This window comes from Streptomyces sp. NPDC046862, from assembly GCF_040704615.1.
Classification (GTDB): Bacteria; Actinomycetota; Actinomycetes; order Streptomycetales; family Streptomycetaceae; genus Streptomyces.
Map to the genome: position 1 here is coordinate 1 of NZ_JBEYXP010000060.1, position 22,308 is coordinate 22,308.

Genomic DNA, 22,308 nt, shown 5'->3' on the forward strand with positions numbered 1-22,308 from the left:
GGATTTTAGGGGCGCGGGGAACTGCGCGACCAGCCCCCACCCACCCGCACCCGACCAACCCACCCCAACCCCCACCCGGGGGTCTGGGGGCGCAGCCCCCAGGGATGGGACGGGTAGGGGCGGCGGGGGCGAGCGGGGGCGAGAAAACCCCGGAACCCCTACGGCGCCAGCTCCGTCACCTCCGCCGTCAACCCGTCCCGCTGGTGAGGAATCCCCGGCGCGCCCTGCTGCTGGAACATGACCGTGCGCCGCGGGGACGGGATACGGATGCCCTCCGCCTGGTACCGCTTGTGCAGCCGCTTGATGAACTCGTGCCTGATCCGGTACTGGTCACTGAACTCACCCACGCCCAGGATGACCGTCATACCGATACGCGAGTCCCCGAAGGTGTGGAAGCGGACCGCGGGTTCGTGATCGGGCACGGCCCCCTCGATCTCCGCCATCACCTCGGCCACGACCTCCTCGGTCACCCGCTCCACGTGCTCGAGGTCGCTGTCGTACGCGACACCCACCTGCACGAGAAGGGTCAACTGTTCCTCGGGCCGGTTGAAGTTGGTCATGTTGGTGCCGGCCAGCTGACCGTTGGGGATGATGACCAGGTTGTTGGAGAGCTCCCTGATCGTCGTCTGACGCCAGTTGATGTCGGTGACGTAGCCCTCCTCGCCGCTGCTCAGCCGGATGTAGTCACCGGGCTGCACGGTCTTCGAGGCAAGGATGTGGATACCCGCGAAGAGGTTCGCGAGGGTGTCCTGCAGCGCGAGGGCCACCGCGAGACCTCCCACACCCAGGGCGGTCACCAGCGGGGCTATGGGAATGCCCAGCGTCTGGAGCACCACGAGGAAGCCGATCGCGAGGACCACGACCCGCGTGATGTTGACGAAGATCGTGGCCGATCCCGCGACCCCGGAACGGGACTGCGTGAGCGTGTGCACCAGCCCGGCGATCAGGCGGGCCGACGTGATCGTCACCACGAAGATCAGCAGCACGGTCAGCGCCTGGTTGACGTTGTGCCCGACCGTCCGGGTCAGCGGCAGCACCGCCGCCGCGGCCGCCGCACCACCGACGACCGCCCCCCAGGGCACCAGCGTTCGCAGCGCGTCGACGATGACGTCGTCACCGCTCCAGCGCGTGCGTGTCGCGTGTCTGCCGAGCCACCGCAGCAGCATGCGCAGCAGGAACGCCAGCAACAGGCCCGCGGCCAGGGCCACTCCGGCCATCACCAGGTCGTCGAGGGTGAGGTCCCGGTTCATCGGTCGCCTCCCGAGGGACGCGGGGAACGGCCCGCGGGCCGGATGTGATGTGTCGTCACCTTGCCACCTGCTCGAATCACGGTCTGCACGATCACGCCCGGACGCGTGTACGAAGGCGGGCGCGACCGCTCATCCTGCCGTATGCGGGTGGCGGGCCGTCACCGGACCTTCGTTAACCGGCCACTGACGTCGTACGAATCCTTCTCATTCCTCCTCATCGCGTCGTACGAGGGCGTACGGCCCGGCAAGGAGGCCCCGAGCCCCCGGGCTTCTTCGCGGACGCCATCGCACCCCGCGCCCGCACGCGGGTCCTTCAGTCCTCGCCGAACACCCCGTGCCGGCCCGCCCCCGCCGCGAAGCGCGCCGCTCCCTCCATCGCCTCCGGCAACACGCCCGCCCCGTGCCTGAACTCGACCCCCAGCGCGGCCTCCTCCGCCAGCCCCTCCTGGTCGAGGACGGAGGCGCGGTCGCCGCGCAGGCAGGCCTGCGGGAAGGCGGCGAGCGTGGCGGCGAGTTCCTCGGCCTCCGCGCGGGCGCGGCCGTTCGGTACGACCCTGTTGGCGAGGCCCGTCTCGTAGGCCTCGGAGGCGGGCACCGGGCGCCCGGTGAGGATCATGTCGAGCGCGCGGCTGGTGCCGATGAGCCGGGGGAGCCGTACGGTCCCGCCGTCGATCAGGGGTACGCCCCAGCGGCGGCAGAACACCCCGAACACGGCGTCCTCCTCGGCCACCCGGAGATCGCACCACAGCGCCAGCTCCAGCCCCCCGGCGACGGCGTGCCCCGAGACCGCGGCGATCACCGGCTTCGACAGCCGCAGCCGGGTCGGCCCCATCGGTCCGTCCCCGTCCGGCGTGACCCGGTTGCCGCGCTCCGTGCCGAGCGCCTTCAGGTCGGCGCCCGCGCAGAACGTGCCGCCCTCGCCCCACAGCACCGCCACGCGCGCTGTCTCGTCGGAGTCGAACTCCCGGAAGGCGTCGACCAGTTCGGCGGACGTGGGACCGTCCACCGCGTTGCGGGCCTCAGGCCGTGAGAGGACGACCGTGGTCACGTAGCCCTGACGCTCGATCCGGACCGACATCGCGCTGCCCCTTCCCGTGGCCGACGCGAGCAGGCTACTCGGGCGGGATCACCTTCTGGATCACCTTCTGGACCATCTTCTAGATCACCTTCAGACGAACCAGCGCCCCCAGCGTCAGCGCCCCCGGCAGCAGCGGCAGCCACACCGTGATGATCCGGAACGCCAGCACCACCGCCGTCGCCACGGCCACCGGACCTCCGGCCGCCACCAGCGCGATCACCAGTGCCGCCTCCACCGAGCCGATGCCGCCGGGCGTGGGGATCAGCGCGACCGCGACCGTGGCGGCGAGATACGCGACGACCATGTGGGCCACCGGCACGTCGAGGCCCAGCGCCAGCCCCACGGTGGTCAGTCCGGCCGCCTGGAGCAGCGGGAAGGAGAGCGAGCCGCCCCAGAGGGCGAGCACACGGGCCGGGCGGGTGTGCACCGAACGGGCCTCGGTGAGCGCCGTGCGCAGGAAGGTCACGGCGGCCGTACGTACCCGTCGTACGGCGGCCAGGACCACCACCGCGACACAGAGCACCGCTCCCGCCCCCAGCAGCAGGGGGCCGACCGCCACGTCCGGGAGCAGAGTGCCGAGCCGGAGTGCGCCGGGGAACGCCACCAGCAGGGCGAGCAGCAGGCCCACGCGGGCGATCGACTCGGCCAGCAGGTAGAGCGCGAGCGCGGCGGAGGAGCGGGCCAGGGGCACGCCGCAGACCGTCATGAAGCGCAGGTTGACCGCCGTCGCGCCGAGGCCGGTGGGCAGCAGGTGGTTGGCCGCGCCCGCCGCGAACTGCGTGGCGAGCAGCCTGCGCACGGGTAGCCGCTCGACGAGCGCGCCCTGCCGGGTGACCGCTGCCGCGACCCACGTGAGGCAGGTCGCGCCGGCGGCCGCCACGAGCCACGGCCACTGGGCCGTCCCCAAATGCCCGAACCCCTCCACGAGCACGTCGCGGTGGCGTACGGCCACCACCAGGACGAGCGCTAGCGGGACCAGGCAGAGGATCTGGCGGATCTGGCGGATAGGGATACGCGGGGCGCGGCCGGAAAGTCCGGGGCGGTCCTGGGGGAGTCGTACCGCTGTCACGTTCGAAGAGGTTTTCCGCCGCGGACCAACAGGCGGTTGCGGGAGCGGGGACAGCGGCTGACGCTCCGGACAAGGAGAGACGGCGGATGCCCGCAGGAGACTGACGGAAGGCCCGGGGCGGTCGGCGGAGGCCCGGGAAGGGGCGGCGGAGGCGGCCTGCGAAACGTCCTTGACCTCAAGGAAGCTTGAGGTCCTACAGTCACCTCCATGAGCATGGAGACCACCGCCTGGACCCAACTGCACAGCGTCATGAACGCGCAGGAGCGCAGACCGCTCGCCCGCGCGACGCTGCGCCGCATCGCCGCCTTCGCCCGCCCGCACCGCCGCCGGATCGCGCAGTTCGTCCTGCTGAGCGTGGCGACGGCCTTCCTCGCCGTCGCCACACCGGTGCTCGCGGGGCGTGTCGTGGACGCCATCGTGTCCGGGCACGACGAGGGCGTCGTCGTACGCCTTGCCGTGCTCATCGCCCTCATCGCGCTCGCCGAGGCGGCCCTCGGCCTGCTCGGGCGGTGGCTGTCGGCGACCCTCGGCGAGAGCCTCATCCTGGATCTGCGCACGGCTGTGTTCGATCATGTGCAGCGCATGCCCGTCGCGTTCTTCACACGTACCCGTACGGGAGCGCTCGTCAGTCGTCTCAACAACGACGTGATCGGCGCGCAACGGGCGTTCAGCAACACCCTGTCCGGAGTGGTCGCCAACCTCGTGACGCTGCTGCTCACCCTCGCCGTGATGCTCACCCTGTCCTGGCAGGTCACGCTGCTCGCCCTCGTCCTGCTGCCGGTGTTCGTGGTACCCGCCCGGCGCATGGGCCGCCGCATGGCCGGGCTCCAGCGGGAGGCCGCGAACCTCAACGCGTCGATGGGCACCCGCATGACCGAGCGCTTCTCGGCGCCCGGCGCCACCCTCGTCAAGCTCTTCGGGCGCCCTGGAGACGAGTCCGCGGAGTTCGCGGCGCGGGCCCGGCGGGTGCGGGACATCGGGGTGCGGACCGCGATGGCACAGTCGGCGTTCATCACCGCGCTCACCCTGGTGTCGGCCCTGGCCCTCGCCCTGGTGTACGGCCTCGGCGGCTGGCTCGCGCTGCGCGGCACCCTGGAAGCGGGCGCGGTGGTGTCCCTCGCCCTCCTGCTGACCCGCCTCTACGCGCCGCTCACCGCGCTCGCCGGGGCGCGCGTCGAGATCATGAGCGCCCTGGTGAGCTTCGAGCGCGTCTTCGAGGTACTGGACCTCAAGCCGCTCATCGAGGAGAAGCCGGATGCCCGTGCGGTGCCGGACGGCCCGGTGGCCGTGGAGTTCGAGGAGGTCCGCTTCGGCTACCCGTCCGCCGACAAGGTCTCCCTCGCCTCACTGGAGGAGGTCGCCTCCCTCGACACCCGCGGCGGTGCCGAGGTTCTGCACGGCATCTCCTTCCGCGCAGAACCCGGGCAGACCGTCGCACTCGTCGGCTCGTCCGGCGCGGGCAAGTCGACCATCGCGCAGCTCCTGCCCCGCCTGTACGACACCGACGGCGGGACGGTCCGCATCGGCGGCGTCGACGTCCGTGACCTGACCGCCGCGTCGATGCGGCAGACCCTCGGCATGGTCACCCAGGACGGCCACCTGTTCCACGACTCGGTACGCGCCAACCTGCTCCTCGCCCGCCCCGACGCCACGGACGACGACCTGTGGGACGTCCTTGGCCGCGCCCGCCTCGACGCCCTCGTACATTCCCTGCCCGACGGCCTGGACACGGTCGTCGGTGAACGCGGCTACCGGCTCTCCGGGGGCGAACGCCAGCGCATGACCATCGCCCGCCTGCTGCTCGCCCGCCAACGCGTCGTCATCCTCGACGAGGCAACCGCCCACCTGGACAACACCTCCGAGGCCGCGGTCCAGGAAGCCCTCGCCGAGGCCCTGGAGGGCCGGACGGCCGTGGTCATCGCACACCGCCTGTCGACGGTACGGGCCGCCGACCTGATCCTGGTGATCGAGGCCGGGCGGATCGTGGAGCGCGGCACGCACGAGGAACTCCTCGCGGCGGACGGACGATACGCGGAGCTGCACCGCACGCAGTTCGAGAAGGACGCGTCGGAGGCAGGGTCCGGGGAGGGGCCCGAGCCGCAGTCGGCCCTGACCGCGGACGCCGGCCACACGGCCACCCCCGAGCCCCCGGCACCCGGCACGGCGGGGGCCGCGCCGAGCAAGGAGGCCGCGGCGTAGGCAGTGAGCAGGGGCCAGGGCACACCCCGCGCGGCCGCTGGGGCGGCAGCGGGGCGTGCCCAAGCCCACGCCTGAGCCCTCTACGTACCGTGCGCTTCCCCGTCCAGCGCCAGCTCGTAGACGGCGAAGGCGCGCCGGATGACCGGCTGGGCCACATTGCGTACCCGGACGCCGCCGTTCGTGATGCCGTGCTCGGTGCCCAGGTGGGCGTGGCCGTGGACGGCGAGGTCGGCTCCCGCCTCGTCCACCGCCTCGGCCAGCAGATAACTGCCGAGGAACGGGTAGATCTCCAGCGGTTCCCCGACCAGCGTGTCCGGTACGGGCGAGAAGTGCGTGAGCGCGACACGCACGGCGCATCCGTCCCGGGCCAGCCCGTCGAGGGCGTGGCGCAGACCGTCCGCGCACCTGCGGCTGTGCCGGACGAAGGCCTTCATCTCGGGTTCGCCGAACTCGCCGCCGCTGCGCCCGGCGAAGCCGCCTCCGAACCCCTTGGTCCCGGCGACGCCCACCCGGACACCGCCGGCCTCGACCACGGTTCCCTCGCCCTCCAGCACTCTCACGCCCGCCGCCCGCAGCACGGCCGTCACGTCGCCGGGCCGCTCGGCGTGGTGATCGTGGTTCCCGAGGACGGCGATGACGGGCACCGGCAGCCCCGCCACCTCGTCGGCGACGACCTGGGCCTCCTCCGGGGTGCCGCGCCGGGTGAGGTCCCCTGCGAGCAGCAGGAAGTCGGCGTGCTCGGGCAGGGTTTCGAACGCCGGGCGGAGAAGACCCCGGCTGTCCGGCCCCATGTGGATGTCCCCGACGGCCGCGACCCGGATCACGACAGTTCCTCCGGATGGTCGGGGGCGGTCGCGTCCGCCACGGCGATGTCGGCCCGGATGGTCACGCCCGGCAGTTCCTCCTCGGCGATGCGCAGAACGGCCTCCCGCCGGCCGGCGGTGGGCGCGGTGCCCGTGATGTGCACGGCGTCGCCGTGGGCCTCGATCCGCATGCCGAGCTCCGCGAGCTCGTCCCGGGCGAGCCGCTCCTCCAGGTGGGCGATGCGGTACTCGACGCCGTGCGCGGGGTGGCCGGCACCGGCGTCATGTCCCCTGTCGGGTCCTGTTGCCATGGCCGGGCTCCTCCGGCTCGATCACGTGGAGGCGTTCCAGCAGATAGAGGAAGGCGGCCGGCATGGGTTCGGAGCCGCACTCGCGCCGGACCCGGTGCCAGTCGATCTTCTCCCGCAGGGTCCGGGCGATCGGCAGCACGGCCCCGAAGTCGCAGTAGTGCTCGGTGAACGCCGTCAGACGGCCGACCAGCAGGTCCGTCGCCGCCAGGACGGGCATCTGCACGGACTCGACCGACAGCACCTCCGCCCTGTCCAGGAGCTCAGGGCTCACCGGGGCATGGGCCAGCTGGAAGATCAGGTCGACGTCCTGCCCCTCGGACCGGGACTTCAGCAGCCAGTCCTCCGGAGGCTCGAACACCTCAAGCCCCGCGGCGGCCAGCGTGGCGGTGACGGCCTCCGTGTCCTCGGGCAGCACGCAGAAGTCGACGTCGTGCTGGAGCGTCCCCGGGCCGCCATGGGCGTACACGGCGACACCACCGGCCAGCGCGAAGCGATGTCCTCCCGCCTTGAGCAGCCCCGCGACCTCCTTCGCCGCTTCCAGGATGGCCGGAGTGCGGTTCGGGGGGAGCACGTCGGCCGGCTCGGCGAGGTCACCCGGCGAAGCGCCGTTCCGCCCCTTCACGAACGGGGTCTCCATGCCACCCACCATAGTGTGATCAACGCCGATGGCCAGGCAGAACGGGCTGTACGAGGGCGCCACAGCCACCCGTGTGATCCACCGCCGTGCGACACGCCGTTCGACACCTAACGCCCGCGGGACCACTCCCGGTACGCGGCCACGGCCGTCGGCAGCGTGGGATAGATCCGTTCGCCTCCGACGGCGTCCACGAGGCCGTACGCCTTCAGATCGTCCAGCAGGTCCTGTTTGACGCGGGCGAGGGCGAAGACGATGCCCCGGTCGGTGAGCTCGCGGCGCAGGGCGTCGACGGCGTCGAGAGCCGTGATGTCGACCTCCACGTTCGCCTCGGCGTTCAGGACGAACCAGCGCACCGGGCCCTCCTGGTCGTCCACGGCCGCCAGGGCCCGGCGCCGGAAGTCCTCCGCGTTGGCGAAGAACAGCGGGGAGTCGTAGCGGTAGACCAGCAGGCCGGGGATCGTGCGGGCCTCGGGATAGTCGTCGACGTCGTGCATGCCGGCCACCCCGGGCACCAGACCCTCGACGGCGTCGTGCGGGCGGGCCACTCGCGTCAGCAGCTCGGCGATGGACAGACCGACGGCGACCAGCACCCCGTACAGGATGTCCAGGGCCAGGACCCCGGCGAGGCAGCCGAGCGCCAGGAGCAGTTCCCCGCGCCGGAAAGAGGCCAGCCGGCGGAACCCCGCCAGGTCGATCATGCGGACGGCCGCGTAGATGACGAGCGCCCCCAGAACGGCCGACGGGGTGTGGGACAGCAGCGGGCTGAGAAAGAGCAGTACGGCCAGGACGACCGCGCCCGCTACGAGGGAGTACGCCTGGCTGTGCGCGCCCGCCGAGGAGCCCAGCGCGGTGCGGCTGGCGCTGCTGCTCACCGGGAAGCCGTGCAGCGCTCCCGCCCCGAGGTTGGCGGCGCCCAGCGCGAGGAACTCCTGATCGGCGTCGAGCGCGGGCGCGTCCGCGTCACGGCCGGCGAAGGCCCGTGCCGTCAGGATGAAGTCGGTGTACCCGACGAGGAGGACGCCCAGGGCGGGCAGCAGCAGCCGCGGCAGCTCGGTCAGGTCCGGCCAGGCCAGTCCGGGCAGGCCCGCCGGGATGTCGCCGACGACCTTGATGCCGTACCGCTCGTCGAGCCCGAAGAGCGCCACCACCGTCGTACCGAGTACGACGAGCAGGAGAGGGGCGGGCACGGCGCGGACGTACCGGGCGGAGGCGAAGAGGAGGACCAGCGCGACGGCGGAGAAGACGACGGTGGGCGGATGGGCCTGCGGCAGGTTCACGAAAAAGGACCACAGCTGCGGGAAGAACGCGGAGCCCGTGGTGTCGACGCCGGTGAGCTTGGGCAACTGGTCCACCGTCATGATCAGCGCCACGCCCGCCAGATACCCGATGAGCACCGGCCGGGACAGCAGATCCGCGACGAAGCCGAGCCGTGCCACCCACGCCACCAGGCACAGCAGCCCGACCGCGAACGCGAGCGTGGCCGCCAGCGTCGCGTACCGGGCGGAATCCCCGGAGGCCAGGGGAGCGACCACCGTCGCCGTCATCAGCGCGGTCGTCGACTCCGGGCCGACGGAGAGCAGACGGGAGGAACCGAGCAGGGCGTACAGGGCGAGCGCGGGCAGGATCGCCCACAGCCCGGCGACCGGCGGCAGCCCGGCCACACCGGCGTACGCCATCACCTGGGGCACGAGGTACGCGGACACCGTCACCCCGGCCAGCACGTCGCCCTTGAGCCACGAACGCCGGTAGCCGAAGAGCGAGCCGAGCCCGGGTGCGAGGCGGCGCCACAGCGGGACGTGGCCGTCTGCGCTGCGGTCCATGAGTCTCCCTTTCAGCGCATCATCGCAGGATCCGCTGACGCGGGGCCACCCATCCGAGTGGGTGACCCGGGCGACGGACCACCCGGGCGACCGGTCAGAGGCTCGCCGCGTGATCGGGGACGTACGTCTGCAGATCGCGCGGCGTCCGTTCGTAGCCGGACGACGGCGGGCGGGGCGGCAGGTCGAGCACGGTCGGCGGCACGTCGCGGTAGGGCATGGTGCCCAGCAGGTGCGCGATCATGTTCAACCGGGCCCGACGCTTGTCGTCGCTCTCGACGACGTACCACGGCGCCTCGGCGATGTCCGTGTGCACCAACATCTCGTCCTTGGCCCGGGAGTACGCCTCCCAGCGGGTGATCGACTCCAGGTCCATGGGCGAGAGCTTCCAGCGCCTCGTCGGATCCTCCAGCCGCTGCCGGAACCGCTCCTCCTGCACCTCGTCACTCACCGAGAACCAGTACTTCCGCAACAGGATCCCGTCCTCCACCAGCATCCGCTCGAAGATCGGGCACTGGCGCAGGAACAGCTGGTGCTCCTCCTTGGTGCAGAAGCCCATCACGTGCTCGACCCCGGCGCGGTTGTACCAGCTGCGGTCGAACAGCACGATCTCCCCGCCGGCCGGCAGCTCCTCGACGTACCGCTGGAAGTACCACTGGGTGCGTTCGCGCTCGGTCGGCTTGGGGAGGGCCACGGTCCGGGCCACCCGGGGATTGAGGTGCTCGGAGACCCTCTTGATGGTGCCGCCCTTGCCCGCCGCGTCCCGCCCCTCGAAGACGACGACGAGCCGGGCCCCCTCCGCCCGCACCCACTCCTGCAGCTTCACCAACTCCGTCTGCAGACGCAGCAGTTCACGCTCATACAGCTTGCGCGGCACCCTCGCCGCGTCCTTGCCGGCCATGCCGCCTCCACCGCTCGATGACCCGACGGAACCCTCACGTCCAGGGTCGAACACCAGAACAGCACCGTACTGACCTGTGCCGATCCGCGCACCGCGACAGCGCGTACTCGGCCTCGCGCCGAGCTGGGAAAGGAGCCCGGAAACCAGGGCCGACCGGCCCTCGGACCGACCCCGGACAGCCCTGGAGCGGCCCGGCGCGCCGACGGATGCTCGAAGTGCCTCCAGAGGCCGGGACGAGCCCCGTACCACGAGCCCCGTACGACGAGGAGTGTCCGAGGAGCCCGCACCTGCGCCGACCCCGCCGAGAAGGGAAACTGGACATGCGACACAACAAGGTCGGCACCGTGATGACCACGGAGGTCGTCCGTGCCGAGCACGGCACCCCCTTCAAGGAGGTGGCCCGGTTGCTGGCCGACCACCGGATCAGCGGGCTGCCGGTGGTCGACGAGGACGAGAAGGTCATCGGCGTCATCTCAGAGACCGACCTGATGGTCCGGCAGGCTCAGACCCGGGCCGTCAAGGCGCGGGCCCGCACCGCCGGGCAACTGATGAGCGAGCCGCCCGTCACCGTGCGGGCCGACGCCACGATCGTCGAGGCCGCACGCACCATGGCGCAGGCGCGCGTGGAGCGGCTGCCCGTCCTCGACGAGGAGGGCAGGCTCGTCGGCATCGTCACCCGGCGCGATCTGCTCCAGGTCTTCCTGCGGCCCGACAAGGACATCCGTGAGGAGGTGATCCAGGAGGTACTCGTCCGCGCGCTCTGGCCGGCGCCCCGGACCGTCGACGTCTCCGTGGCGCAGGGCGTGGTCACCCTGGAGGGCCACATGGAGCGCAGGAGCGAGACGGACATCGCCGTCTCGATGACACGTCAGATCGACGGGGTGGTCGCGGTCGTCGACCGGCTCACCCACCGTTCGGACGACGCGCGTCGGCGTCCCGGTGAGCCCGCGCTGCGGGGCGGCGCCGCCGGCGGCGGCCGGCTGCCCGGGATCTGACCACGGCTGCGGAGAGGAGGCGGACCGCCATGCCCGACAGCGTGCTGGTCGCCTACGGAACGACCAACGGATCGACCGCGCGGATCGCCGAAACCATCGCGGAGGTCCTGCGCAGGGACGGACTCAGGGCCGAGGCACTCCCGGCCCGGACGGTGGGGAGCGTGGCGCCGTACGTCGCCGTGGTGGTCGGAGGCGGACTGTATGCCGGGCGCTGGCAGAAGGACGCCCGCCGCTTCGTCCGCCGCCACGAGCACGACCTGGCCGAACGACCGCTGTGGCTGTTCAGCAGCGGCCCGCTCGACCCGTCGGCCTCCGAGCGGGACATCCCGCCCGTACCCGGCGTGAAGAAGGCCATGCAGGTGCTCGACGCCAGGGAGCACGTCACCTTCGGAGGCTGCCTGGAGGAGGGCGCCAAGGGATGGGTCGCACGGATGATCCTCCGCAGCGGAAAGGGCGGGGACTTCCGCGACTTCCCCGCGATCGAGGCGTGGGCCGCGCGCGTCGGGTCGCAGCTCGTGGGCGTGGCGGGGAGGACATGACTGTCTGAGCCAGACCTCGCGGTGCGCGTCGGTGGGGCGCTCTCCCGCACGCCCCGGAAGCCGCGAGGTCGGCGCGCGATCTTGCGGCCGGGGGGAGGCGAGATCTCGCGCGACGGCCGTCGCCCCGACCGGCACCTGGGGCGACGGCCGATCGGGCATGCCTAGTGCGTCGCCGGGCCGCCCTCACTCGTCCAGAGGGCCTAACGGCAGGCCCGCTCGCCCCGGTCGCCCCGTCTCCGTCGTCCTACGGTGGGGAGGTGACCACCCGCCCCGAGGGACCCTAGGGAGGAGAGCGCGCGTGGAGATCGTCGCGTACGGCGTCCTGAAGGACGAGGAGCCGCTGCTGCGGGCGGCGTTCCAGCGGGCGTTCGCAGACCGGCACGGGCTGCGCTGCCTGGGGTTGTTCCTGGACCGGGACACCGCACCGACGGCCGAGGGGCACGAGGTGGTGCTCTGCGGCGTCAACGACACCCTGGACGCGGAGGTCCTGCGCACGCTGGCGGCAGGCGGCACGAGGATGCTCGCCCAGCGGGCCACCGGTTTCAACAACATCGACCTGACGGAGGCCGAGGAACTCGGGCTGACGGTGGCGCGGGTGTCGTCCTACTCGCCGTACTCGGTCGCCGAGTTCGCCTGGGCGCTGGCCCTCGCCGTCGACCGCCGCATCGTCCGGGCCGCCCACAGGACCCGGGAGTTCGACTTCCGGCTCGACGGGCTGATGGGCCGCGACCTGCACGGCCGGACCGTGGGCGTCGTGGGCACCGGCAGGATCGGAACTGCGTTCGCCCGCATCGCCCACGGTTTCGGCATGCGGCTGCTGGGCTGGGACATCACCGAGAACCCCGAGTGCCTGGCGCTCGGCATGCGGTACGTCGAGCACGAGTGGCTGCTCGCCGAGGCGGACCTGGTCAGCCTGCACGTGCCGCTCCTGTCGAACACCCACCACCTGGTCGACGCCGAAGCCCTGGCGCTGATGAAGGACGACGCGATCCTGATCAACTCCAGTCGTGGCGGTCTGGTCGACACCGACGCCCTGCTGGAGACGCTGCGTGCGGGACGCCTCGGCGGCGTCGGCCTGGACGTGTACGAGGAGGAGGCGGGGCTGTTCTTCCTCGACAAGTCCCTGGAGGTGATGACCGACGAACGCCTCGCCCGGCTGATGACCTTCAACAATGTGCTGGTCACCTCCCACCAGGCGTACTTCACCCGGGACGCCGTCGAGCAGATCGTCGAGACCACCGCCCGCAACGTGGAGGACTACGTCGCCGGCCGCACCGGCGACAACACCCTCGTCCGGCCCGTGGCGGTCTGAGCACCGCCGGGCGTCACCCGGTGGGTGCGCGACGGCCGCCCGGTACCGTGCCGGTCTCCTCCGGCACCCGCGCCTCGGACAGGTGGGCGTACACCTCGAAGACACCGCTCAGGAGCGTCCCGCGCAGGATGCGCCGGAAACAGGCGCTGTCGGTGACCAGCCGCAGCCGGCCGCCCCGGGCCACGGTCCGGTTCCGGGCCCGGCACAGCAGACCCAGGCCCGCGCAGTCGATGAAGGACACGGGACGCAGGTCGAGCACCAGGTCGGGGCAAGGCCCCGCGGTGACGGCGTCCAGGCGCGCCGCGACGGCCGGTGCCGTGAGGATGTCGATCTCGCCACGCAGCTCCACGACGGTCGTACCGCCGGCGGTACGTTCCGTGTGGCAGGGCGCGGACCTGATGTGGTTGTCGGCCATGACAGAAGGAGAACCGGGGCGGCGGGGCACGGGGAAGGGCCGTTCGGTCCCCTTCGCCCTGGCACGAGGGCCGGGTGGGGACCGGGCGGCCCCAGGCGAACCTCCCCGGAGCCGGTCACTATGGAGATGAGGAGCAGCCCACTCGTCGCGCCGACGTCCCCGGCGTACCGGTCCCACGGCGAACCGCCGAGCCGACCGCCCGGGACGACCCGAGGAAGGTGGGGATCGTCATGAAGGGCTTCGTCTTCCACGGTCCGGGGCAGTCCGCCTGGCAGGACGTTCCGGATCCCGCCATCAAGGAGGCCACCGACGCGATCGTGCGCGTCGACGTCGTCACCATCTGCGGCACGGACCTGCACATCCTCAAGGGCGACGTGCCCGAGGTCCGCCCCGGCACCGTCCTCGGGCACGAGGCGGTCGGCGAGGTCGTCGAGACGGGCCGTGACGTGCACACCGTGCGCCCGGGGGACCGGGTCCTGGTCTCCTGCATCACCGCCTGCGGCCGCTGCCGCTTCTGCTGGGAGCGGACGTACGGCCAGTGCCGGGGCGGCGGGGGCTGGATCCTCGGCCACGTGATCGACGGCACGCAGGCCGAGTACGTCCGCGTGCCGTACGCGGACATGTCCGTCCACACCCTGCCGGGTGCGGTGGACAGCAAGGACGCCGTCCTGCTGGCGGACATCTTCCCCACGGGCTACGAGGTGGGCGTGCTCAACGGGCGGGTGCAGCCCGGAGACACCGTCGCCGTCGTCGGGGTCGGCCCCGTCGGACTGGCGGCCACCGCCACCGCCCAGCTGTACGCGCCGGAACGCGTCATCGCCGTCGATGTGGCCGCCGCCCGGCTGGACGCGGCCAAGCGGCTCGGCGCCGACGCCGTGGCCGACGCCCGCGAGGGCCCCGAGCAACTGGTCGCGGACCTCACCGACGGGCTGGGCGCCGACGTGGTCGTCGAGGCGGTCGGCGCGCCGGAGACCTTCGAGCTGTGCACGCGCATGGTGCGGCCCGGCGGGCACGTGGCCAACGTCGGCGTGCACGGAAGGCCCGCGACCCTGCACCTCGAAGACCTGTGGACCAAGAACGTGACCATCACCACGGGCCTGGTCGACACCTACTCCACGCCCACCCTGCTGCGGATGGCCGCCGCCGGCCGACTGCCCACCGCGTCGCTGGTCACCCACAGCTTCCCGCTGGACCAGATGGAGGAGGCGTACGACGTCTTCGCCGGCGCCGCCGACACGGGCGCGCTCAAGGTGATGCTCGGCGAGCCGCAGCACGACGTCGTCGCCGTCCGAGCGGCCTGACAGGACGGACGGCCCGACAGGAGGGAGTGAGGGGCCATGACCGACCAGGAACAGGCACCCTCGCACACGCGGGACACGACCGAGGGACCGTCCCCGGGTGATCTGGGACGCCGCCTCGCCGCGCGGCGCGCCGAACTCGGCATGACCCGGAGACAGACCGCCAACCGGGCGGGCATCGCTCCCAGCTACCTCCGCTACCTGGAGGAATACCCCGGTGCCGCACCGGACGCGGGCGCCCTGCTCAGGCTGGCGGGAGTCCTGGAAACCACCGTGACGGAGCTCGCGGGCGGACACGCCGGACTCCCGCCCGGTCCCGGACGGGCCGCCGGGAACCCGCGGTTCACCGATCTGAGCGCGGACGAGTGCCGGGTGCTGCTCGGTACGCACGGTGTGGGCCGACTCGCGGTGTCCACTTCCGCGGGACCGGTCATCGTCCCCGTCAACTACGGCGTCGTCGACGGCGCGATCGTCTTCAGGACCGCCCCCGGAACGGCACCCTCGCAGGCGCCGGGCCGCTCCGTCGCCTTCGAGGTCGACCGCATCGACGAGGCGTTCAGCCAGGGGTGGAGCGTGCTCGTACGGGGGCGGGCGCGGGCCGTCACCGATCCCGACGCCGTGCGCCTGCTCGCGGACCGCGCGTACAGCACTCCCTGGGCGGGCGGACAGCGCGATCTGTGGATCGGCATCGACCCGCTCGTCGTGACCGGGCGCCGGATCACGGTCTGAGGCGGCGTCCTGGGCCACCCGGAAGACCGACCGGCCCTGGTGCTGTCGTACGGCTCAGGGGGACCGGTCGGTCGTGGTGAGCCGGATGCCGGTGACCAGGTCGGGGCGGATGCGGACGGCGTAGTCCATGGCCTGCTTCACCCAGGGGTGGAGCAGTTGCCGGTAGCGCGCCAGCTCGTTCGGGTCGGTCACCAGGTGGGCGTAGCCGGTCACGACCACGCTCCAGCCGAGGTGGGTGTTCGGGTCGATGGCGTCGGCCTCGTACGCGACGACCACGCCCGGGCCGTCGGCCTGCCGGGTGTGCGAGGTCAGGGCGGCGCCCTCATGGGTACGGATGACGATGTCGCCGTCGTCGAGGACGTGGTTGACCGGACGGACGGTCGGCAGCGCGTGCCGGGTGAACACGACCCTCCCCAGGGACACGCTGCCCAGCAGCCGCAGGGCCTCCTCGCCATCGAGCTCGACGCTCTGGCGTGGCCCGGCGGGGGCGGGCGGGGCGTTGTCGACGGTCATGGCGGACTTCCGTACGGATTGGCTTCTCACTGCTTTGGTGTCCCGAGGGCCGGGCGGTTCGGAGCGGTCAGGACCCGGTCAAGCCCGGTCAGACCCCTGTCGAGCCAGGTCAGGCCCGGCAAGGTCCGGTCAGGCCATGGGAACGGCACGGGGGCTTCTCGCGCCAGGGCCGTTCGGCCCTGGGAGGTGCCCGGGCGGCCCACCCGCGCGGGCGTTCGTCGTGTGTCCGCCCGCCCCGGTCAGCGCTCGGGCAACCAGTAGTGGCCGATCCTGTGCGAGGGGTGCTTCCCGGGCGGGTGGACGTCGTCGACGCGGAAGGTGAGGCTGTCGACCACGCCGACGACGCCCTCGATCCGCCACGTCGACAGGACGACGACGGGGACGTCGCTACGGTGCTCCAGGCGGCCCTCCAGCGTGACCACGCCGTCCCGGACGGAGACGACGAGCGTGCGGGGCGGCAGATGTGCCGTGCCGACGACTATCTCGTCGGTCACCTGCCGCCGGATCTCCTCGTCCGTGCGGAGGAAGACGCGCAGCAGGTCGCGGCGGGTGGCGATACCGATGAGGCGGTCCTCCTCGTCCACCACGGGAAGCCGCTCGATGCCGTGACGCTCCAGCATCCGCGCGGCATCCGGGACGAGTTGTTCAGGATGCACGGTGATCGCGGGCGTCGACATCAGTTCCGCCGCGGTGGTGGCGTGCGCCCGGGCGGCGGTGGCACGCCCCGCGCGCCGCAACCGCGGCCGCAGCCACGGCAGCCGGGGCCGGTCGCCGACGCCCGTGTCCGCACGGGCGGCCTGCCCGCGCACCAGCTCGGTCCCGGAGATCACTCCCACCACCTTGTCGTCGTGGTCGACGACCGGCAGGCCGCTGATCCGATGCCGGTCCAGCAGCCGCACCACGTCCTTGAACGGTGTGTCCCGCCGCGCCCGGACGACCTCGCGGGTCATGACCTCGCCGATGGTGTGGATCTTGATGTGGGTCTTCACGGCGTCCTCCTCACCTGCTGTCACCTGCTGTCACCGGCCGCGCCTCCCGGCAGCGCGGCCCGCCCGGCCTCCAGGCGGGCCACCGGAACGCGGAACGGCGAGCAGGAGACGTAGTCCAGTCCCGCCCCGTGGAAGAAGTGGACGGAGTCCGGGTCGCCGCCGTGCTCCCCGCAGACGCCTATCTTCAGGCCGGGGCGCGTCGCGCGGCCCTCGGCGACGGCGACCTCGACGAGGCGGCCGACACCCTCACGGTCGAGCGTCTCGAACGGGGAGGCGGCGAAGACGCCCTTGTCGAGGTAGGCGGAGAAGAACTCGGCCTCGACGTCGTCACGGGAGAAGCCCCAGGTGGTCTGGGTCAGGTCGTTCGTGCCGAAGGAGAAGAACTGCGCCTCCTCGGCGATCCGGCCCGCCGTGAGCGCCGCCCGGGGCAGCTCGATCATGGTGCCGACCGGGCAGCGCACGGCGACACCGGACTCCTCGGAGACCTCGGCCAGGACCCGCTCGACCTCCCCGCGCTCGATCCTCAGCTCCTCGACCGCCCCGACCAGCGGCACCATGATCTCCGCGTCGGGGGAGCCCCCGGCCCGCGTGCGCTCCACCACCGCCTCCGCGACGGCCCGTACCTGCATGGCGACCAGGCCAGGGACCACCAGGCCGAGACGCACCCCACGCAGGCCCAGCATCGGGTTCTCCTCGTGCATGCGGCTCACGGCGTCGAGCAGCTCGGTGTCGTGCGGGTCCGGCAGGTCGCCGCGGGCGTCGGCGGTGGCGATCCGCACGGCGAGTTCGGTGCGGTCGGGCAGGAACTCGTGCAGCGGCGGGTCGAGGAGGCGGATGGTGACGGGCAGGCCGTCCATCGCCTCCAGGATGCCGGCGAAGTCCTGCCGCTGCAGGGGCAGCAGCGCGGCCAGGGCACGTTCGCGGGCGCTGTCGTCGCGGGCCAGGATCATCTCCTCGACCAGTCTGCGGCGGTCGCCCAGGAACATGTGCTCCGTGCGGCACAGGCCGATGCCCCGCGCGCCGAACCGGCGCGCACGGGCGGCGTCCTCGGGCGTGTCGGCGTTGGCCCGCACCTCCAGCCGCCGTACGCCGTCGGCCCGCCGCAGGGCGCGCGCCACCGCGTCGACCAGCTGGGCCGAGCCTTCGCCCCGCTCACCGGTCTCCAGGTACCGCATCACCGCCGAGTCCACCAGCGGAGCCGCCCCCGCGTACACGGCACCCGCCGAGCCGTCCACCGAGACGACCGTGCCCTCCTCGACGAGGGTCCCGTCGCGGGTGGTGAAACGCCGCGCCACGGTGTCCACGGTGAGCTCCTCCGCGCCGCAGACACAGACCTTTCCCATGCCGCGGGCGACCACGGCCGCGTGGCTGGTCTTCCCACCCCGACTGGTGAGCACGGCCTGGGCGGCGACCATGCCGGGCAGGTCGTCGGGCGTGGTCTCCTGGCGTACGAGCACGACCTTCTCGCCGGCCGCCGCACGCCGCACCGCTTCCGCGGAGTCGAAGACCGCCGCGCCGACCGCGGCGCCCGGCGAGGCCGGGATGCCGTGGGCCAGCGGATCACCGGTCGCCGTGGTGTCGAAGCGCGGGAACATCAGGCGCGCGAGCCCCTCCCCGCTCACCCGCGCCAGCCCCTCGTCCTCGCCGATGAGCCCCTCCTCGGCCAGTTCCGCGGCGATGGCGAACGCGGCCTCGGCGGTCCGCTTGCCCACCCGGGTCTGCAGCATCCACAGCCTGCCGCGCTCGATGGTGAACTCGATGTCGCACAGATCCCGGTAGTGGTGCTCCAGCGTCCGCATGTGGTCGCACAGCTGCCGGTACGACGTCGCGTCCAGGTGCTCCAGCTCGGCCAGGGACACCGTGTTGCGGATGCCGGAGACGACGTCCTCGCCCTGCGCGTTGGCCAGGTAGTCCCCGTACAGGCCGGGGCGGCCGGTGGCGGGGTCGCGGGTGAACGCCACGCCGCTGCCGGAGTCGGGGCCCAGGTTGCCGAACACCATGCGCTGCACGGTGACCGCCGTACCGAGATCGTCGGGGATGTGCTCGCGGCGGCGGTACAGGCGGGCCCGTTCGCCGTTCCAGGATCGGAAGACGGCGAGGACCGCGCGGCGCAGCTGCTCGGCCGGTGACTGCGGGAAGTCGTCGCCCGTCACCTCGTGGATCAGGTCCTTGTACGTCTCCGCGAGGCCGGCGAGGTCGCTCGCGTCCAGGTGCAGATCGTCCGGGGCGCCGCGGAACTCCTTCAGCCGTGTCATGGCGCGCTCGAAGACCGCGGCGTCGACGCCCATCACCGTACTGCCGAACATCTGTATGAGGCGCCGGTAGGAGTCCCAGGCGAAGCGGTCGCTCCCGGAGGACTTGGCCAGGCCCAGGACGGAGTCGTCGTTCAGGCCGATGTCGAGGACCGTCTCCATCATGCCGGGCATGGAGACGCGGGCCCCGGAACGGACGGACAGCAGCAGCGGGTCGTCCGGCTGCCCCAGCAGACGCTCCGCCCCGGCCTCCAGCGCCGTCAGGTGCCGTGAGATCTCCTCGGACATCCCGCCGGGTTCGGTGCCGGTACGCAGGAAGGCCCGGCAGGCCTCCGTGGTGACGGTGAAACCGGGCGGCACCGGCAGACCCAGCCGGCTCATCTCGGCCAGGTTCGCCCCCTTGCCGCCGAGCAGGCCGGCCATGTCACGGCCGCCTTCGTGGAAGTCGTACACGTAACGGACCATGACGCCGTACTCCTCAGCCTCGTACGCCGGCTCCGTGGGCTCGACGCGGTTCCAGCGTGGGACGGGTACCCGTATCGAGGGCATGTGCCGGCCGTCCTGGAGAGGCCGGGTATCAGGGCCGAACGGCCCTGGCCGTTCGGCCCCCGAGCGACGAGGATCGAAGAAGATCAACGCATGAAGAAGATCAACGCATGAAGAGGAGCATCCGATGGCGGACAGCGAGCGGCCCGGCGGCGCGAACCCGATCCGGGTCTTTCTGCTGGACGACCACGAGGTGGTCCGGCGCGGAGTGCGCGACCTGCTGAACGACGAGCCGGACATCACCGTGGCCGGCGAGGCCGCCACCGCCGAGCAGGCCCTGGTGCGCGTCCCCGCGCTGCGCCCCGACGTGGCGGTGCTGGACGTGCGCCTGCCCGACGGGGACGGAGTGACCGTGTGCCGTGAGCTGCGCTCGCGCATGCCGGACCTGGCCTGCCTGATGCTGACCTCGTTCGACGACGAGGAGGCCCTGCTGGACTCGATCATGGCGGGGGCGTCCGGCTACGTCCTGAAGCAGATCAAGGGATCGGACCTGGTGTCGGCCGTCCGTACGGTGGCGGCGGGCCAGTCCCTGCTCGACCCCAGCGCCACCACCCGGCTGATGGCCCGGCTGCGCGGCGAGCAGACGAAGGAACCGGAGCCGGAACCGGACGGCCTGCCGAATCTGACGGAGCGGGAGCGCGAGATCCTCGCCCTGATCGGTGAGGGCCTGACCAACCGCCAGATCGGCCTGCGGCTCTACCTCGCCGAGAAGACCGTCAAGAACCACATCTCCCGTCTGCTGGCCAAGCTCGGTGTGGAGCGCCGCATCCAGGCGGCCGTCATCGCCACCCAGGCCCAGGACCGGATGCGGCGCGAAGGGCACTGAGCCGCGCCGTCCCCGCGCCGTCCCCCGCACCGGACCGATACCGTGGCACGTGACCACGACGAACGGTCGTCCGTCGGTCACCGAGGGGACCTGGAGGATCACCCGTGGGAGGCTCTGAGGAGTCCCGGGAGGCCCGCGTACGGCTGCCGCAGCTGAAGCTGGACGAGCTGCTGGCGGAGCTGCAGGCCCGCCTCGACGCGGCCCGCGGCACCCGCGACCGCGTGCACAGCCTGCTGGAGGCGGTCCTCTCCGTCGGCCGGGAACTGGATCTCGAACAGGCCCTGCGCTCCATCGTGGAGGCGGCGGCCGCGCTGGTCGACGCCGAGTACGCAGCCCTGGGCGTGATCGGACCGGACGGCAAGCGGCTGTCGGCCTTCCACACGGTCGGCGTCGACGAGGAACAGATCGCCAGGATCGGCCACTATCCGGAGGGCCACGGCATCCTCGGCGAGCTGATCAGGCACCCCGAGCCGCTGCGGCTGGTGAAGATCTCCGAGCACGCTGCCTCGTACGGCTTCCCGGCCCACCACCCGCCGATGAACACCTTCCTCGGCGTCCCCATCCGCGTACGGGACCAGGTCTTCGGCAACCTGTACCTGACCGAGAAGCGGGGCGGGGCGCAGTTCGACGAGGAGGACGAGTCGGTCCTGTCGACCCTGGCCGTGGCGGCCGGAGTGGCGATCGACAACGCCCGGCTGTACGAGGAGTCCCGGCTGCGCGAGCGCTGGCTGCGGGCGAGCGCGGAGATCACCCACAGCCTGATGTCCGGCGGCGGGGGCAGCGAGGTGCTGCGGCTGATCGCCGAGCGCGCCAGGGACATCACCGCCGCCGCCCTCGCCGTGGTCGTGGTGCCGATGGAGAACACCGAGTCCCTCACCGTGGAACTGGCCATCGGGGAGGGGGCCGAGGCCCATCGAGGGCTCGTCCTGCCCGTGGGCGACGGCCCTGTCGGCCGCGCGTTCTCCGAGGCCGCCCCCGTGACCAGCCCCGACATCGCCCGGGACGAACGCGCCGCGCCCGGCCCGCCGCGCTTCACCGGCCTCGGCCCGGCCGTGGCGGTTCCCATCGGGAAGGGCGACGGCGTACGCGGGATCGTCCTGCTCGTCCGCGAGGCGGGCCGGACGGAGTTCACCGGGAAGGAGACCGAGCCGCTGCAGGGATTCGCCGCGCAGGCCGCGGTGGCCATGGAGCTGGCGGAACGCCGCAGGGACGCCGAGGAGATCGCCGTACTCCAGGACCGCGACCGGATCGCACGTGACCTGCACGACCTCGCCATCCAGCGGCTGTTCGCCACGGGGATGACGCTGCAGAGCGCGGGCCGTTTCATCGAGCACGCGGAGGCGTCGGAGCGCGTCACGCGGGCGGTGGACGACCTGGACGAGACCATCAAGATCATCAGATCGACCATCTTCGGTCTGCGTGCGCGAGAGGGCGCCGCCGGACCGGGCCTGCGAGCCCGCGTGGTGCGCGTCGTCGGCGAGGCCGCACCGGTCCTGGGGTTCGCGCCCAGCCTCCGGATGGAGGGCCTGCTCGACACCCAGGTCCCGAAGGAGACCGCCGACCACGTGGTCGCCGTGCTCTCCGAGGCCCTGACCAACGTCGCCCGCCACGCCCACGCCGACCGCACCGACGTCGTGCTGGAGACCGACAGCCGCGAACTGCGCCTGACCGTCTCCGACAACGGTGTGGGCATCCCGCCCGACGGCCGCCGCAGCGGCCTGCACAACATGGCGGAGCGGGCCCGGCAACTGGACGGACGACTGGAGCTGAGCACCCCGGCCGGCGGAGGCAGCACGCTGGAGTGGCGGGTACCGGTGGGGGAGCCCTGA

The 22,308-nt window shown here is 72.3% G+C and carries 20 protein-coding genes; 8 read left to right on the forward strand and 12 right to left on the reverse strand.

Annotated elements, in window-relative coordinates; translation table 11 throughout:
* Window positions 1–158: 158 nt before the first annotated feature.
* The 3 genes from AB0959_RS43765 to AB0959_RS43775 form a co-directional block, all read right to left on the reverse strand.
* A complete protein-coding gene (locus AB0959_RS43765; RefSeq protein ID WP_366832450.1) occupies window positions 159–1,250 on the reverse strand; it encodes a mechanosensitive ion channel family protein in 1,092 nt (363 codons plus the stop codon).
* A gap of 313 nt (window positions 1,251–1,563) precedes the next feature.
* Window positions 1,564–2,328 carry a crotonase/enoyl-CoA hydratase family protein gene (locus AB0959_RS43770; protein ID WP_366832451.1) on the reverse strand — a complete coding sequence of 255 codons (765 nt, stop codon included), beginning with the start codon at window positions 2,326–2,328 and terminating at the stop codon, window positions 1,564–1,566.
* A 79-nt stretch (window positions 2,329–2,407) separates the two neighbouring features.
* Entirely contained in the window at window positions 2,408–3,334 is a 927-nt protein-coding gene (locus AB0959_RS43775) for a lysylphosphatidylglycerol synthase domain-containing protein (RefSeq protein ID WP_366832516.1), read from the reverse strand.
* Window positions 3,335–3,610: 276 nt separating this feature from the next.
* Between AB0959_RS43775 and AB0959_RS43780 the strand changes: the two genes are divergently transcribed.
* Entirely contained in the window at window positions 3,611–5,596 is a 1,986-nt protein-coding gene (locus AB0959_RS43780; protein ID WP_366832517.1) for an ABC transporter ATP-binding protein, read from the forward strand.
* Between the two features lie 80 nt (window positions 5,597–5,676).
* Here AB0959_RS43780 and AB0959_RS43785 read toward each other — a convergent pair whose 3' ends face one another.
* From AB0959_RS43785 to ppk2, 5 genes are all read right to left on the reverse strand, one after another.
* The gene (locus AB0959_RS43785) at window positions 5,677–6,420 is read right to left on the reverse strand and encodes a metallophosphoesterase (protein WP_366832452.1); all 744 of its coding nucleotides are present in this window, start codon (window positions 6,418–6,420) and stop codon (window positions 5,677–5,679) included.
* On the reverse strand, window positions 6,417–6,710 hold the full coding sequence (locus AB0959_RS43790) for a hypothetical protein (protein ID WP_366832453.1): 294 nt from the start codon (window positions 6,708–6,710) through the stop codon (window positions 6,417–6,419). The genes AB0959_RS43785 and AB0959_RS43790 overlap by 4 nt, the downstream gene beginning before the upstream one ends.
* On the reverse strand, window positions 6,682–7,347 hold the full coding sequence (locus AB0959_RS43795) for a hypothetical protein (protein WP_366832454.1): 666 nt from the start codon (window positions 7,345–7,347) through the stop codon (window positions 6,682–6,684). Before AB0959_RS43795 ends, AB0959_RS43790 begins: the two co-directional genes overlap by 29 nt.
* Window positions 7,348–7,454: 107 nt before the next feature.
* Window positions 7,455–9,167: a sulfate permease gene (gene sulP / locus AB0959_RS43800; RefSeq protein ID WP_366832455.1), complete on the reverse strand. Its 1,713-nt coding sequence runs from the start codon at window positions 9,165–9,167 to the stop codon at window positions 7,455–7,457.
* A gap of 94 nt (window positions 9,168–9,261) precedes the next feature.
* On the reverse strand, window positions 9,262–10,065 hold the full coding sequence (gene ppk2 / locus AB0959_RS43805; RefSeq protein ID WP_366832456.1) for a polyphosphate kinase 2: 804 nt from the start codon (window positions 10,063–10,065) through the stop codon (window positions 9,262–9,264).
* 320 nt (window positions 10,066–10,385) lie between these two features.
* On the opposite strand from ppk2, the gene AB0959_RS43810 reads away from it, so the two are divergent.
* From AB0959_RS43810 to AB0959_RS43820, 3 genes are all read left to right on the forward strand, one after another.
* The gene (locus AB0959_RS43810) at window positions 10,386–11,060 is read left to right on the forward strand and encodes a CBS domain-containing protein (RefSeq protein ID WP_366832457.1); all 675 of its coding nucleotides are present in this window, start codon (window positions 10,386–10,388) and stop codon (window positions 11,058–11,060) included.
* 29 nt (window positions 11,061–11,089) lie between these two features.
* On the forward strand, window positions 11,090–11,599 hold the full coding sequence (locus AB0959_RS43815; protein WP_366832458.1) for a flavodoxin domain-containing protein: 510 nt from the start codon (window positions 11,090–11,092) through the stop codon (window positions 11,597–11,599).
* A gap of 298 nt (window positions 11,600–11,897) precedes the next feature.
* The gene (locus tag AB0959_RS43820; protein ID WP_366832459.1) at window positions 11,898–12,911 is read left to right on the forward strand and encodes a 2-hydroxyacid dehydrogenase; all 1,014 of its coding nucleotides are present in this window, start codon (window positions 11,898–11,900) and stop codon (window positions 12,909–12,911) included.
* Window positions 12,912–12,924: 13 nt separating this feature from the next.
* On the opposite strand, the gene AB0959_RS43825 is transcribed toward AB0959_RS43820, so the two are convergent.
* A complete protein-coding gene (locus AB0959_RS43825) occupies window positions 12,925–13,326 on the reverse strand; it encodes an STAS domain-containing protein (protein ID WP_366832460.1) in 402 nt (133 codons plus the stop codon).
* Between the two features lie 230 nt (window positions 13,327–13,556).
* Here AB0959_RS43825 and AB0959_RS43830 point away from each other — a divergent pair, with 230 nt between their 5' ends.
* Window positions 13,557–14,627 carry an alcohol dehydrogenase catalytic domain-containing protein gene (locus AB0959_RS43830; RefSeq protein ID WP_366832461.1) on the forward strand — a complete coding sequence of 357 codons (1,071 nt, stop codon included), beginning with the start codon at window positions 13,557–13,559 and terminating at the stop codon, window positions 14,625–14,627.
* Between the two features lie 36 nt (window positions 14,628–14,663).
* Window positions 14,664–15,353, forward strand: coding sequence for a pyridoxamine 5'-phosphate oxidase family protein (locus tag AB0959_RS43835; protein WP_366832462.1), 690 nt, complete (start codon window positions 14,664–14,666; stop codon window positions 15,351–15,353).
* Between the two features lie 54 nt (window positions 15,354–15,407).
* Here AB0959_RS43835 and AB0959_RS43840 read toward each other — a convergent pair whose 3' ends face one another.
* The 3 genes from AB0959_RS43840 to ppdK form a co-directional block, all read right to left on the reverse strand.
* Entirely contained in the window at window positions 15,408–15,866 is a 459-nt protein-coding gene (locus tag AB0959_RS43840) for a pyridoxamine 5'-phosphate oxidase family protein (RefSeq protein ID WP_366832463.1), read from the reverse strand.
* 239 nt (window positions 15,867–16,105) lie between these two features.
* Window positions 16,106–16,843, reverse strand: coding sequence for a CBS domain-containing protein (locus AB0959_RS43845; RefSeq protein ID WP_366832518.1), 738 nt, complete (start codon window positions 16,841–16,843; stop codon window positions 16,106–16,108).
* 32 nt (window positions 16,844–16,875) lie between these two features.
* Window positions 16,876–19,572, reverse strand: coding sequence for a pyruvate, phosphate dikinase (gene ppdK / locus AB0959_RS43850; RefSeq protein WP_366832519.1), 2,697 nt, complete (start codon window positions 19,570–19,572; stop codon window positions 16,876–16,878).
* A 208-nt stretch (window positions 19,573–19,780) separates the two neighbouring features.
* On the opposite strand from ppdK, the gene AB0959_RS43855 reads away from it, so the two are divergent.
* Together AB0959_RS43855 and AB0959_RS43860 are read left to right on the forward strand one after the other, a co-directional pair.
* Complete coding sequence (locus tag AB0959_RS43855) at window positions 19,781–20,479, forward strand: response regulator transcription factor (RefSeq protein WP_366832464.1); 699 nt, start codon at window positions 19,781–19,783, stop codon at window positions 20,477–20,479.
* A 104-nt stretch (window positions 20,480–20,583) separates the two neighbouring features.
* On the forward strand, window positions 20,584–22,308 hold the full coding sequence (locus tag AB0959_RS43860) for a GAF domain-containing sensor histidine kinase (protein WP_366832465.1): 1,725 nt from the start codon (window positions 20,584–20,586) through the stop codon (window positions 22,306–22,308).